Genomic DNA, 239 nt, shown 5'->3' with positions numbered 1-239 from the left:
AGCCTAGCTTGGAACCGCAATCATAACGCGTCGCTTCCGGACGGTAAGCATACACCGGGAAATCCTTGAGCATGGCAGCGATGCCGTCGGTGAGTTGGATTTCACCGCCCGAGCCTTTACCCAAGGTTTCGAGGTAAGAAAAAATCCGCCCCGACAAAATATACCGACCGACTACCGCTAGGGTCGACGGGGCCACGTCCGGACGCGGTTTTTCGACTATCCCTTGCACCCGCTCAAGG

General features: G+C 56.9%; 1 pseudogene. It reads right to left on the bottom strand.

Going from position 1 to position 239, the window contains the following annotated elements:
* A pseudogene (locus tag QN347_RS20845) lies at positions 1 to 239 on the bottom strand (UTP--glucose-1-phosphate uridylyltransferase); the annotation flags it as partial.

Origin of the sequence: Sphingomonas sp. 10B4 (assembly GCF_035019905.1) — a bacterium.
In the GTDB taxonomy this organism is placed as follows: domain Bacteria; phylum Pseudomonadota; class Alphaproteobacteria; order Sphingomonadales; family Sphingomonadaceae; genus Sphingomonas; species Sphingomonas glacialis.
This window is presented reverse-complemented; position numbering and strand designations above follow the sequence as displayed.